Source organism: Gluconobacter thailandicus F149-1 = NBRC 100600 (assembly GCF_000964465.1).
Classification (GTDB): Bacteria; Pseudomonadota; Alphaproteobacteria; order Acetobacterales; family Acetobacteraceae; genus Gluconobacter; species Gluconobacter thailandicus.
Window position 1 is genome coordinate 1 of sequence record NZ_BANH01000033.1, and the last position, 13,035, is coordinate 13,035.

The 13,035-nt window shown below is 58.7% G+C and carries 10 protein-coding genes and 4 pseudogenes; 3 read left to right on the forward strand and 11 right to left on the reverse strand.

Translation table 11 applies throughout. The features are described from left to right. Window positions 1–119: 119 nt before the first annotated feature. The 6 genes from B7444_RS10335 to B7444_RS10365 form a co-directional block, all read right to left on the reverse strand. Entirely contained in the window at window positions 120–1,370 is a 1,251-nt protein-coding gene (locus tag B7444_RS10335) for an IS701 family transposase (protein ID WP_007284172.1), read from the reverse strand. Between the two features lie 76 nt (window positions 1,371–1,446). Continuing rightward, the gene (mazF, locus tag B7444_RS10340) at window positions 1,447–1,779 is read right to left on the reverse strand and encodes an endoribonuclease MazF (protein WP_007284171.1); all 333 of its coding nucleotides are present in this window, start codon (window positions 1,777–1,779) and stop codon (window positions 1,447–1,449) included. Further along, complete coding sequence (locus B7444_RS10345; RefSeq protein WP_007284170.1) at window positions 1,780–2,022, reverse strand: AbrB/MazE/SpoVT family DNA-binding domain-containing protein; 243 nt, start codon at window positions 2,020–2,022, stop codon at window positions 1,780–1,782. A gap of 160 nt (window positions 2,023–2,182) precedes the next feature. Then, on the reverse strand, window positions 2,183–2,935 hold the full coding sequence (locus tag B7444_RS16785) for a hypothetical protein (protein WP_197026275.1): 753 nt from the start codon (window positions 2,933–2,935) through the stop codon (window positions 2,183–2,185). Between the two features lie 847 nt (window positions 2,936–3,782). Further along, entirely contained in the window at window positions 3,783–5,201 is a 1,419-nt protein-coding gene (locus tag B7444_RS10360; protein WP_007284166.1) for a DHA2 family efflux MFS transporter permease subunit, read from the reverse strand. 48 nt (window positions 5,202–5,249) lie between these two features. Then, window positions 5,250–5,816, reverse strand: a complete 567-nt coding sequence (locus B7444_RS10365) for a hydrolase (RefSeq protein WP_007284165.1) — start codon at window positions 5,814–5,816, stop codon at window positions 5,250–5,252. Window positions 5,817–5,924: 108 nt separating this feature from the next. Here B7444_RS10365 and B7444_RS10370 point away from each other — a divergent pair, with 108 nt between their 5' ends. Next, the gene (locus B7444_RS10370) at window positions 5,925–6,554 is read left to right on the forward strand and encodes a TetR/AcrR family transcriptional regulator (protein WP_035730609.1); all 630 of its coding nucleotides are present in this window, start codon (window positions 5,925–5,927) and stop codon (window positions 6,552–6,554) included. A gap of 179 nt (window positions 6,555–6,733) precedes the next feature. On the opposite strand, the gene B7444_RS10375 is transcribed toward B7444_RS10370, so the two are convergent. After that, on the reverse strand, window positions 6,734–7,849 hold the full coding sequence (locus tag B7444_RS10375) for an FAD-dependent oxidoreductase (protein ID WP_007284163.1): 1,116 nt from the start codon (window positions 7,847–7,849) through the stop codon (window positions 6,734–6,736). 56 nt (window positions 7,850–7,905) lie between these two features. Between B7444_RS10375 and B7444_RS10380 the strand changes: the two genes are divergently transcribed. After that, the gene (locus tag B7444_RS10380; protein WP_007284162.1) at window positions 7,906–8,352 is read left to right on the forward strand and encodes a MarR family winged helix-turn-helix transcriptional regulator; all 447 of its coding nucleotides are present in this window, start codon (window positions 7,906–7,908) and stop codon (window positions 8,350–8,352) included. A gap of 506 nt (window positions 8,353–8,858) precedes the next feature. On the opposite strand, the gene B7444_RS10385 is transcribed toward B7444_RS10380, so the two are convergent. The 3 genes and pseudogenes from B7444_RS10385 to B7444_RS17185 all read right to left on the reverse strand — a co-directional run. After that, complete coding sequence (locus B7444_RS10385) at window positions 8,859–10,187, reverse strand: NRAMP family divalent metal transporter (RefSeq protein WP_048855165.1); 1,329 nt, start codon at window positions 10,185–10,187, stop codon at window positions 8,859–8,861. Between the two features lie 52 nt (window positions 10,188–10,239). After that, window positions 10,240–10,989: pseudogene (locus B7444_RS16790) on the reverse strand (oleate hydratase); the annotation flags it as partial. Continuing rightward, window positions 10,987–11,724, reverse strand: a pseudogene (locus B7444_RS17185) (IS3 family transposase); the annotation flags it as partial. The pseudogenes B7444_RS17185 and B7444_RS16790, both read right to left, overlap by 3 nt. A gap of 159 nt (window positions 11,725–11,883) precedes the next feature. Here B7444_RS17185 and B7444_RS10400 point away from each other — a divergent pair. Continuing rightward, window positions 11,884–12,603 (forward strand): annotated as a pseudogene (locus B7444_RS10400) (IS5 family transposase); the annotation flags it as partial. 6 nt (window positions 12,604–12,609) lie between these two features. Here the strand turns inward: B7444_RS10400 and B7444_RS10405 are convergent. Then, window positions 12,610–12,890, reverse strand: a pseudogene (locus B7444_RS10405) (integrase core domain-containing protein); the annotation flags it as partial. Window positions 12,891–13,035: the final 145 nt, after the last annotated feature.

Sequence of the window (13,035 nt, forward strand, 5' to 3'; positions counted from 1 at the left end):
CTAGCACTACAGTTGCGTTTTTGTTTTAATGCGTGAGAGATATGCCTGAGCCTGATGGGCTCGTCGAAAAACGGACCACCGGAGGATATGCGGGACCCGGATCTGGGCCTGGGTAATTTTCACGGCGAGGCGCCGGATTTCCTGAATTGACCATTGGATAAGCTTTTGCGCGTTGGAAGCGGTCTTTTTTTGAGCGTAAGGACGTTTGCCTGGGAGCGCACGGCGGCCATCATGGCGTGGGCGAGCATGACCAGAGAGACATGGCGGTGCCAGCCGTGCCAAGAACGGGTCTCGTTGTGGTCAAGGCCAAATTCGTTCTTGGCGGTCTCAAAGCCTTCCTCGATCCGCCAGCGCGCGCCTTCAACGCGGGCCAGCGTTTCAAGCGGCGTCCCCTGTGGGCACCAGGTTGTGAAATAGCGCAGATCGCCATCAGCGGGATTGCGGCGGACCAGCAGGCCTCGGGTCCATGTTCCGGTCAGGGTGTCAGAATATTCCGACGCGTGGAGATTGGCCATCGGGCAATACAACCAGTCATACCATCGCTCGCCCTTGGTACCGTGCCCGGCCGAACACCGGACCCAGGTTTCGTCAGGCAGGGTCTTGATAATCTCGCGGGCCTCGCCGACCCACATCACGTCAGGTCGCCAGGAGTGAAACCAGTGGTTGGCATTCACGCCCAACACGAAACCTTTGCCCGCGCGGCGTAGAGCCATTTCCAAATCACCGACACCATACACGCTGTCGCCCGCGACCCAGGCGAACGGTATGTTGGCATCCAGCACACGTCCGATCATCGCAATCGCCAGCGCCGGTTTGGTGGCAAAGCGGATACCGTCAGGAACATGCGCCGCTGCCAGCCGCTCAGGTTTGTCTGTCCAGCTTTTCGGCAGATACAGTGCCCGATCGAGAAAGGCGTGCCCTTTGGATGAAACATAGGTTGCGAACACGCCGATCTGGCAGTTTGTGATTTTACCCGCTGAGCCGGTGTATTGCCGGCTCACGCCGCAGGAGGCCGTGCCCTTCTTGAGAAAACCGGTCTCGTCAACCACCAGAACGGCATCGGGATCGCCGAAATGATCCACCACATGATCTCGCACGACATCGTGCAACGCATCGGCATCCCAGCGCGCCCGGCCTAGCAACGCCTGCTGCCGCCACGGTCCAGGATCGCCTGCCGCTTCTGCCCGCATCCAGCCAGTCTTGCGCGGCTCGTTGCTCAAAAGCATCTCCAGAAAACGCCCTGCCGACGCGGCAATCCGCTCCTGCCCAAAGACCGGGCGCATCCGCGCCTTGGTATCTCGCAATGCCTCCAGCGTAAGCGTCAAAACATCCTCGACCGACGCCGTGCTATTCATCTCGTTCTGAATCATGGCTATCCATAGATTCAGAACTCTCAGAAAAACGCAACTGTAGTGCTAGTCTGACCGGAGAGAAAAGCTACGACCATTACCCCACCAGGAGCCGAGCCCGTTCACGTACCGCTTCAAGTTCGCTGTCCAAGACCCGACCTTTATGCTTTGCACGACGAGCACGCCAGTCAAGGCTACGCACCTGATCAGAAAGAACGACACTCGCAGGCTCACCCGCCAACGGCACTTCAAAAGGATACCCTTTGATTTTTGTTGTTGTGGGACAGCAAACAATCATACCAGACTTTTTATTGTAGTCGGCAGGGGAGAGCACCACAGCGGGACGATGCCCTGCCTGTTCGCGTCCTGCCTGCGGGTCGAATTCCAGCCAGACAATGTCTCCGCAATCTGGCACCCAGGAGGCTGACATTTACCAGACTTCTCCACCCGTTTCGGACCCAAAATTCACTTCACCATGACGGTTATCATCTGTGATGGCAGCAGTTAAGGCTTCGAGAGACAGTGCCGCAGGTCGAACGGGTTGAATAATAATACGTCCATCTTCTTCGCGGACATCAACGGCTTGATTCACCTGCAGGTGAGCAGCCTCAAGGATATTGGCTGGCAGACGGATGGCCGCGCTGTTTCCCCATTTCCTGACGGTTCCAAGCATTGGATCTCTCCTGTTTGTGTCTACATAGTAGATACCATTCCGAGTGACCTTACTTCAATCCTAAAATATCCGATGTCCGCTTTTAACGGATGGGGCGTATGAAGCGGATTTTCCGCTTCCCCCCCCAAAAACAGGCTGCCTGCTCAGGAGGCGCACACTTCTAGCTGACGACAAACGTTGGGAGGGCGGTATTGTACGGAGCATGGCTTGCGGCCAATTGCGCAAGCTGGTTCATTGCTCGATAGAGTTGAAGGAAACGTGTAAGAGCATCTTGACCCGGCGCGAAAGGATCAGACGCGTCCAGCGGCATAATGATACGTGGAAAGATAACCTCCGCATGTTCGACTGTCTCATAGACCAAAAATGCAGGTGATACCGTCGAGCCAAGCGGTTGGCGATGAAGGTAGAGGTTCCGATATTCTGTCAGATGATGGAGCCAAGGATCGGAACCACGAGGATCGTATGCAGCCAGCATTACACTCGCCACTGGCCCGTGGACTAAATCAGCACGGCTCGCCGCTGAAAGCCAATCTTTGAAGCGATTCATCGCGTCGATTTTGTTGGGTGCACCGAGTTTGCTCGCGATTGAGGCAGCAAGATAGTCCCTAGTACTGGCCAGTTCGGATAAAACAGAGTGGAAGGCGAGTTGTAGGTCGCGTATCGGGATGTTCGCAAACCTGCTGCCGCTCCTCATCTCGGTTTGAATAGCTGCCATCAATTGCGCATGATAATGATCTGATGCGTCGCGAAGCCGAATCCCGGCTGCCATTAAGCTATACGAGATGTGGCGTGCTTTTAGTGCAAAAGCAGAATCCCCTGCTTTATCGGCATTGCCTGCGATCGTGCTCCATAGATCGGCAGGTTGAAGGCCTCCGGCATGGCTGCCATCGAGCGCAGTCCAGACGCGCGTCACAAGGAGGCCTTCGACCCCACTCTGCTAATCGCCGCCAAACAACTCGAGCCCGACCTTCGTTGCTAAAGCGCCGATCTGCTTTATGGGTTGCGGTGCGAGGTATTGGAGGTTGCCATCGTGAAGAGCCGGGTACCAAGACCAATGGTGCCCCACCCGCGCGACCGCTCGACAGCCGCCCGTAATGTGAAGCTCCGTTATGCTCTGCGTAACACCGCGCCGGAAAGTCGCTTTGTCGATTTCATATCTATCCGCCATTTCGGTGTTTTACTCTCGCGAACGTCTGACGTCGATAATGAGGCTGAAAAGCTCAAGAATACCAGTCGTTAGAATTTCGCTTCAGCGGAGGCTGTTCAATCGCTACTGACGCGTCCGACTGTCAGAGGTATTCCCCAGCATGCGTGGCCGCTTCTTCATTATCCTCACCTGGCAGCAGAGATTCTGCAATTCCCCCATTTCCATCATCCCGACATAGCATTGTCTCAGGAGTTTCTGCATGCCCGAGGGCAGTCTCCCCTCCCCGCTCTTTTTCCTGCGCCCGGGTACGCCGGAGCACGCCGATTTACGCCTGCGTACGGAGCAGTTGGTTGCGGGTGTCATGGACCCCGATTTGAACCTACCGGCGTTAAGTCCTTGAAGTAGCAATGTATTTGATAGGCGTGTGATGTGGGTACAACAGAAAATCCCGCCGAGTCAGTGACTTAGCGGGTTTTTTGTGTGATTTCTGGTTGCGGGGGCAGGATTGCTTCTCAAGTTGCGGCAATCGCAAGGTGAGAGCAAAGCGGACGACTTTGGCCAAGCTTGCCTGAGTGACTTTATTCCCTCAAGTGCGTTTCAAAGGCCAGTCAGGTCAGAATGTTCCTGACTGGCGGTTCTTTTCTGAAGGCTTCATGAAGCGCGTGGCGAGCAATAGAGCGCCATGGAATAACGCGAGCAGTCCAAATGTTTCGGCATAAGCCTCTGATGCGACATGAGACGGACCGACTGTCGCAAGCCGCCACCCGAGGAATGTGGCGCATGCTGTGGTCAGCGCTGGTCCCCCGATCCTTTGCACGATGTTCAGCGCGGTCGTCGCCATGGGGATATCTGCGCGTGCGATCGAAGCATATCCTGCGCTCATGGCCGGAATGCCGACGGTGCCTCCACCCCCGCCGCGCAGTAGCAATGCTATGGCGAGCAGGGCAACGTTCAGACCGCTATAGGCGAGCACCGCCAGGATCACTGTTCCGACTAGAGAAAGCATTGCGCCGCAACCGGTCAGGTCGCGCGCGCCAAACCGGTCACTCAGACGGCCAATGAGTGGATAGACGCACATCATCCCCAGCCCCAGAGGCGCCATGAACAGGCCTGTCCGCTCGGGCGAGATACCGCAAGCGTGGATCAACCACACTGGCAGAAGCATCTGACCAGCGAATGATACCCCGTTGGTCAGAAACATGATAACCGCCGACATCGAAAACGCGGGTGCACGAAACAGGCGCAGGTCGATCAGCGCGTCATCGCCCTTGCGTCGGGCGGATCGGACATACAGGACGAACAGCACGAGGGACGCGCTCAGGATCGCCTGCCCGTAAGGCCTGGCGACATGATCCATGCCGTACAGAAACGAGATGAGGGCGGGCGCAAGAAATCCGAGCCCTGTCAGATCAAGCGGACGGGAACGCTCCTCATGCCTGTCATCCGGGAGAAACTGAACGGCAAGGATGAAGGCCGCGAGCCCGACCGGCAGATTGAGAAGAAAGATCCATCGCCAGGACGCGACCGAGAGAATGGCGCCCGCGACGACGGGTCCAAGAAGCGGTGCGAGCAGAACAGGTGCCGTCATTGCGCCTGCGACCCTTGGCATCTGCCGACCCGCCACGCGGGCAACCGTCATCTGCGCCATAGGGGCAAGCAGGCCGCCCGCCATGCCTTGCAGCAGACGGAACGCGATCAGCGACGGTGCCGACCATGCTAGCGCGCACAGGCCCGATGTCAGCGCGAAGGCACCGAAGCACCATAAATAAACCGCTCGCCCCCCGATGCGGCTTACGAGCCATCCATTCAGCGGCAACGTCAGGGCGAGCGCCAGCAGATAGCCGCTGACCACCCACTGAATGTGCGAAAACGGTGCGTGCAGGGTCGTGACAAGATCTGGGAGCGACACATTGACGATCGTGGCATCCAGTTGCGCCATGAAAGACCCAACCGCCGCGACGCTCACGATTTTCCATGTGCCCGGAGGCAATTTTTCCGAGCGCGGCGATGGCAGCAGTGTTTCAGCCTTCACGAGCAATCTCGCCCAAAGCCATGGAATATGCTGTCCGATGCCATGCGCTCACGCATCCAGCGTAATCGCCTCGCTCGTCGTCACACGGCCAAGGCGGGGAAAAATCTCTTCGCAGGCAAAGCGCTGCATCTCTTGCGTGAAAGTGGACATGAGATCTTCGGCGAGCACGACGTTGTATCCATGCTCATGAGCCGCCCGAGCGGTGGATTCCACACCTAGATTCGTCGCGATCCCACCGAGTACGATGGTCGTGATACCGCGTCGACGTAACTGGAGATCAAGATCCGTGCCGTAGAACGCACCCCATTGCCGTTTCGTGACGCGCAGGTCGCTCGGCTCGGCAAGCCCTTCAACCAGTTCCGCCCAGTCTGGCGCGAAGCCTCCGGGCGGTGAAAAGGAACGATCGACGACCGCATGCACGGCATCGGCGAAATCTGGCGCGAACGCGACGTTTACCAGAATGACCGGAGCCCCGGCAGCGCGGAAACGCGTTGCGAGTTCTTTCGATCGCTCAACAATCGTAGCACCCGCTATCGGAGCCAGAGGAAGCCCCGTGATGCCCTTCTGGAGATCGATCAGGACGAGAGCTGTTGTGGTGGCTTGAAGCGAAATCATGGAGAAACCTTCCTATCGGCGTTAGAACCGCCATCCTGAACCGTTGTCCGGAACACGCGGAAACGTTAACAAGTTGAGCATACACTCAAGCAGGAGCATTATTTGAGGATGGACTCAAATTCGTCAAGGGGTAAACGGACGTCTCTTCAACCGCTGCGCGCGGCTGGGCGTCAGCGCGTCGAGGAATTGCTGGAGGCCGCGTCTGATCTCATGGCAGAACGAGGTTACGAGGCGACGACCATGGCGGAGATCGCCGCTCGCGCAGGAGCGAAGATTGGCTCGCTCTATCGTTTCTTTCCGAACAAAGAGGCGGTGGCGGACGCTTTGGTGCAACGACATATCGCCGTTCTGGAGGACGAATACGCCTCACTCGCCAAACGTGCGGCCACGCTCTCGCCGGATGCTCTGGCGGACATTCTGATCGAACTGCTTGTCACGCTCCATCCTCGCGTGAAATCCCTGTCCGCGCTTATGGAGGCGCGGACCGACAAGATAGAGATCCGCGAACGTGCACGAGGACATGCCATAGCCGGAATTGCGGCGGCACTGCGTATCTGTGCGCCAGGGCTGGATGAGGCACTGGCGAGAGATATCGCTGCAGTGGTTTTGAACACCATGAAAGTACTGCGCGGCATGATCGCGAAGGATGCCCCCACGACGCCGGGCGCGCCCGGCGAATTGCGCCGGATGAACCGTCTTTATCTTGCGGGCCGGCTGGTACCATTCCGAAACATTTGAGCCAGTGTAACGGATACGAAGCGGTAATTTCCCCGATTGATGAGATATTCGCCGGACAATGTGAAAGTCCTAGCGTCTTCGCGGAGCACAAGACACAGTCGCAGCGATCTCCGCGCTGATGGAAGTGATCCACGATGCCCTGCCTCGCGCCCCGTATGACGTAAAATCCGCTTGGCGTCTCATGCACCGCTTACGCGCTCGCGGTAATGTTCCAGGACCGGCGCAACACCCTCGGACGAGAAGACACTGTTTAGCGCTCGGGCTGCTCCTTCGGCCGACGTGGTGGCACGCATGAACATCGCCTCTTCATACCGGGTGACGGACGTCCAGCCGCCACCTGAGGTCAGTGCCTCGGCTAGGTCGACCGCGTCGGCAAGTGCCAGATTCACGCCTTCACCCGAGAAGGGGGACATCAGATGAGCCGCATCGCCCAACAGCGTAAGACCAGCCCGGCTCTTCCATTGATGCCCGACAGGCAAAGCATAAAGTGGCCGAACACCGATCACGTCGCCCGTCTCGACCACCTCTCTCAACATGGGTGCCCACCCCGAGAAGGCGTCTTGCAGGACCTGTCGCAGTTGTTCGGGAGACGACGCCCGCCATTCTTTTGCCGTGGCCTCGGCCTGACGAAGGCCCGCATAGCCTCGAATATGTCCAAGCCCGTTCCGTTGCGTGATCAAGACACGGTTGTCACCCACCGCGAACATCTTCCCGCTACCCGTCAGCCTGTTGATCGCCGGATGTCTCGCGACGTCGAAGCCCAACTCGACCAAGGTGACTCCTTCATAGGCTGGTTCGGCGTCGCTGAGCAGTGGCCGGACTTGCGACCAAGCGCCGTCGGCCCCCACCACGACATCGAACTGTTCGGTCCAGCCATCGCCAACCAGTACGAAACCGTCATAACCAGGAGTGATCCCCGCAACACGACACCCCCAACGAACCGTACCGGGCAGAAGCGATTCCAGGAGAATGTTGCGTAACGCGGTTCGATCGATTTCAGGCCGGTCGTCCGTGGGGTCGTCACGATCGAACAACAAGGTACCATCGGCATCGTAGAGCCGGTCGCCTTGATCCTCCGGACGCGAGGCCGCAGCAAACGCGCTTTCCAGTCCCGCCTGCCGCATCGCGTACTGACCGGTTTGACTGTGCAAGTCGAGAGAGCCACCCTGCGGGCGCTCGTCAGCGTGAGTATCCCGCTCGAACACGACGGGAGCTCGGCCGTAACGTTGTAAAAGCCGCGCAAGCATCAAGCCTCCGGGCCCACATCCGATGATCGCGATCCGATTCATTGCCATGTCAGCGCCCTTCGTTTATATAGGCTCCTATATATACTAACATAGGGACCTATGCAATGAGCGATAACGAATGGGATCCCCTGAGCCATCCTGGTCACTATTTCAGCCGGATCGCCCGAGGCCTGAGTCGCGTCGGCGATGCACGACTACGCGATCTGGGATTGGCCACGGCGCAACTGCCGATCCTGACCGCGCTCAAAGATGGCGCGCAGCTCTCACAAAAGCAGTTGGCGCATTGGGCGAAGGTTGAGCAGCCAACCATGGCGCAGATGCTCTCCCGCATGGAACGCGATGGTCTGATCCAACGCACACCAGACCCGAATGACAGGCGCTCGAGCCTGATCTCGCTGACGAAGATGGCGCTCGAGCGACTGCCAGCCGGCCGCGCCGTGTTGCGTCAAGGCAATGCCGACATGACGAAGGGCCTGACTTCGGAGGAAATCGATACACTCGTGGTACTGCTTAGACGAGTACTGGCCAATATTGAGACCATGGAACAATAGGAGAACGGTCACTCTCCTCCTGTTCGACAAGATAGCAAGACCTGTTTATATGCCGTACTGGGAAGCATAGACCCACGATGGTTTATACCAAGACCAATATCCCGCTTTCCCGCCAAATCTATGCCGAACAAAGCGGTTAATCTATGAGGCCATCTTGCGCTGCTGGTCATCTTCTCATGTCCATGCCAGTGGCTACAGGACGAGCGGATCAGGAAACATCGACCGTGGGCCGGATCAGATAAAGGTCAGCGAGCCGGCATGCGGAATAATGGCGCTCCGGTTCTTTTGAGACGACCGGACATTTTTGGTCAACCTATGCTCACGCGCCCATTCGCAGCTCAGAGAGACAGATATCTCCTCCCATCCCCGAACGAACATCTCACCGGTTAAACAAGACATCTGAACGTGTTCATTCATTGCGGGAACCCCCACAGGAGACTGCAATCTATGTAGAGGAGCCCAATCATCGGCGCATCGGAAGGCGACGAACTCTGAAAATTCTCCTTTCAAAAAAGAGTCACCACCATCGCCAAGACGACGACGCCACCCATCAGGAGGGTGGCAGCCCATCCGAGCCATTTCAGCGCGCCGTGAATGACGAACGCCCCCATGACGTCGCGCCGCGCGGCAATGATCATCATGACGATCATAACGGGCACGGCTGTCACCCCGTTCAGAACCGCGCTCCAGAAGAGAGCTTTCATGGGATCAACCGGTACGAAATTGATGATCATGCCAACAAGCGTGGCGATCACCAGGGTGGCGTAAAAAGCCTGTGCCTCCTTGGGACGACGTTCCAGTCCGGTCGGCCACTGGCGCGCCTCCCCGACCGCGTAAGCTGCCGAACCCGCCAGAACAGGTACGGCCAATAACCCAGTGCCAACGATCCCCAGAGCAAATACCGCCCCGGCGAACTGTCCCGCGATTGGACGCAGCGCCTCCGCCGCCTGGGCCGATGTCTGGATGTCCGTCACACCATGAACATTCAATGTTGCGGCCGTCGTTACCAGGATCGAGAGTGCGACAAGGTTTGAAAACGCCATGCCGACCAGCGTGTCGATCTCGATCCGATGAAACGCGCCTTTGCCTTGCGCCGGCGCGTCGATCAGGTTGATGCGCCGGGGATGAACATGCATGTCCTCCACCTCTTCCGATGCCTGCCAGAAGAAAAGATAGGGGCTGATGGTCGTTCCAAAGATGGCGACGAGCGCCGTCAGATATTCCGGCGTCAGGGCATGCGTGGGCCAGACCAGATTCCAGGCCAGAGATCTCCAGTCCACATGGACGCAGGCCAGCGCCCCGAAATACGCGAACAGGGCGATCGTCAGCCATTTGAGAACCGCGACATAGCGCGTGTATTGCAGGAACAACTGCATCGAAATCGCGATCGCCGCGAAGAGTAACACGTAGAGCACGCGCGGCGCGGGCAACAGCAGGCTCAGCGCGTCCGCCATCGCTCCGAGATCGGCCCCGAGATTGATGATGTTGGCGACCAGGAGCATCAGCACGATGCTGCTGAGCAACCATGTCGGGGTGTGGAGACGGAGGACACCCGCCAGGCCGCACCCCGTCGTGCGCCCAATCCGCGCGCTTATGACCTGGATGGCAACCATAAGCGGGTAGGTGACAAGCAGCGTCCACGACAGGCCATAGGCGAATTGTGCCCCAACCTGCGAGTAGGTCGCGATACCACTCGGATCGTCGTCAGACGCGCCCGTGACCAGACCAGGCCCTAGGATGCGAAACAGGCGTGGCCGACTTGGCCCCACGACGGGGCTCGGCAATTCCGGATCGTCATCCGGGCGAGGACCCCGGGGTTGCGGAGATTTTGCCATGTCGTGCATTGACCCCTGGTCCGACTCTCTACGAAGTCGTTTACACCATTTTTCAGATCAACCCGTAACGTTCCAGCAGTTCCTCTATGTCCGTTCCATCCGTCAGGCGGTGGAGCAGTCCGGATGCCGGGACTTTCTTTCCGTCCCGCAGTTCCGCCGCTGCCTGCAACAGCATCCGGATGTCATAGACACTGCCGAAGACTTCCGGAACGGCGCGATCAACATCGAGCAGCGTATAGACCGCCTCCATCGCGGTGCGGACGGAATATTCCGTGGTGAACACCGTGTCACGCGGCGTTTCCGCGAACTACCCGAGAAAGGCGAGGTTGACGCTGCCGTCCGGCACCACCTTCGGCCGGTCGCCCGGTGAGCGTGGCATGAACTGGGCCGTGATGAACGGCATCATGCAGGGACGCGTGATCGCGCCCGTCGCCGCCATGTCGTCGATCCGATCCGCTGGCACGCCCATATGAAACAGCCATTCCCGCGTAATTTCCTCGCCGGTGCAGTCCTGCATCGGTTTTTTGACGTAATTGTCCGGCACGTCGCTGAACAGCCCGTAAAGCCACACTACCATCTGTCCCGGCTTCTGGCCCTTGAAATGCGGCTGCCGGCTGACCACCCAGCTCATCAGCCAGGCGGAATCCTGAATGGTGACCGGGCCGCCCGTGACCGTGCGACCGCAAAGCGGATCACGTCCCGTCACCTTCTGCACAAGGTCGGGAATGCGGCCGTCCCGCGTCGTGACGGTCGCGGACAGCCAGCGGGATTTTGTGGTGTCGCCGCAGAACACATCCGGCCGCCGTGTGGGCCATGTCTGTCGCCAGAGCAACTCGGCCTTCAGACTTTTGAAGAAGGTCTCCACGGCGGCATTGTCGAAGCAATTTCCCTTGCCGGACATGGATGGCATCATCCTGCATTCCGTCAGTTTCTTCTGGAAATCGTGTGAGCAATATTGGCTGCCACGATCAGAGTGGAAAATACAGCCAGGCGACGGATCGCGCAGTCGATGACGCGTCGACTGAACAGGTCGATGACCACGACAAGGTAGAGCCATCCTTCGGTGGTCCATATAGAGCTGATCTCACCTGCCCATTTTCGGTTGGGTGCGTTGGCCAGGAAGTCGCCGTCCAGAACATTGGCTGCAACACCAAGGGAATGGCGGCTGTCAGTTGTGACCCTGTGGCGACGGGTGCGCACTGGGCGGATCCCGTTGAGTTTCATCAGCCGCCCCACACGACGTTCGCCGACATCGAGCCCCGTCCCCTTGAGTTCCATGGTCATCCGAGGACGACCATAGGTGGAGTTGCTCAGGACAAAATGCTCACGGATGAAGGCGAACCTCATGTCTTTGGGCTCGCGAAAAACTGCGTGGCTTTTTTAAGATTTCCCTCTCCTCCCGCAGAACGCGGTTCTCCAGGCGTAGGCGCTCGTTCTTCCGGACCAGATCCGCCGCCACGCGGGTCCGTGACAAACCGCTGCTCAAGGCAATCTTTACCGCCTCACGGCGGAATTCTTCTGTGGGCGTCACTGCCATGGTCTCGCATGTCCTCCGATGTGAGCTTAAAACACTCAGTCAACCGGCACATAACCGTAGCAAGTCCAATGTCCATGCGTGCCGCCACGTCGGCCGAAGGAGCAGCCCGAGCGCTAAGAGCCTATTTGGAAAGTCCGGGAAGTATGATTGAAGCTCTGGATATGGACGCCAGAGCAGAGAGGCCGGATGGCCGGGATTGCCCGCAAGACGAAGCGCTATCCGTCGGACATGACGGACGAGGAGTGGGCGCGGATCGCGCCGCTGATGCCCGAGCCTGGTCGGATGGGCCGTCCGCGGGAGGTCGAGTTCCGCGAGGTGATCAACGCGGTGCGCTACCTGGTTCGCTCGGGCTGCGGCTGGCGGATGCTGCCGATCCATTTCGGTCACTGGCGCACGGTCTATGGCTGGTTCAGGGAGTTGGCGCGGCGCTTTCTGTTCCAGACCATTCATGACGTCGAACTGATGCTCGATCGGGAGCGGACAGGTCGCGAGGCGAGCCCGACCGCCGGGGTGATCGACAGCCAGAGCGTCAAGGCGCCTCATGCGAAAACAAGAGGTTATGACGCCGGCAAGAAGGTTGTCGGGCGTAAGAGGCATATCGCCGTCGACACAGACGGACGTCTGCTGATGGTCAACCTGACCCCGGCCGACATTTCCGACAGCGCGGGCGCGCAGATGATCCTGGACGCGATCCGCAAGCGCTGGCCCTGGGTGAAGCACCTATTCGCCGACGGTGCCTACGACCGGCTCCAGCTGATGGACAAGGCAGCCTATCTGGACTTCGTCGTCGAGATCATCCGGCGCCGGGACGGGGCCAGGGGCTTCGAAGTTCTGCCCCGCCGCTGGGTCGTGGAGCGGACCTTCGGATGGATGACCCGAACCGTTCAGCAGTGATATCGGCTGCTTGTTGCCGATGGTGCTGTGCGGGCGGCCCCCATTGTAGTCCTGACGCCAAGCCTCCATTTTTGCCCGAGCGTCGCCAAGGCTCATGAACCAGTGCGTGTTCAGATACTTTGCCCGGAACTTGCCGTTGAAGGACTCGATGAAGCTGTTGTCGGTCGGCTTGCCGGGCCGCGAGAAGTCGAGTACGCCTCCTTTCTGATACGCCCACAGATCCGCTCCAGCGTCTGGACGACATCCTCGCCACGATAGCTGAACCGTGAATCGGTATTTAGTCCCTGGGTTTAATGGTGTGATATTTTCACGTGAGTGGAAGGAAGCATTATGGGACAGAACCATCATGGCAGCGCCACGACCACGCACGCCATGCGAGCAGCACTACAGCGATCGCAGGCTTCGCTCGCGGCGCTG